The sequence below is a fragment of the Mycobacterium sp. IDUB_24 genome (assembly GCF_055419385.1).
Genome location: NZ_JBVAXO010000027.1, coordinates 1 through 291, shown reverse-complemented (window position 1 = coordinate 291; position 291 = coordinate 1). Strand labels below are relative to the sequence as shown.

1 rRNA gene is annotated in these 291 nt (G+C 56.4%); it reads right to left on the bottom strand.

The window, feature by feature from the left end:
* Positions 1 to 227 precede the first annotated feature (227 nt).
* Positions 228 to 291: ribosomal RNA gene (locus ACZYZF_RS29505) — 16S ribosomal RNA — on the bottom strand; the annotation flags it as partial.

Below are 291 nucleotides of genomic sequence, written 5' to 3'. Positions count from 1 at the left end.
GGAGCAACAACACGCCTCCCACCCCACACAGGGGCCAGGGAAAAACGGGCCTGTTGTCTCAAAGCCCAATAGTGTGTTCAGCAGTTTCATCACCAGCGATTTCCCACGCCGGCTCAACGTTTGTCTATGCACCCACCAGAAACCCACTACAGATCCCTGACTGAAATATCCCAACCGCACTACTCCCACAGTCGCGGGGGCGGGGGAATCAAAATGGTGCTCCTTAGAAAGGAGGTGATCCAGCCGCACCTTCCGGTACGGCTACCTTGTTACGACTTCGTCCCAATCGCC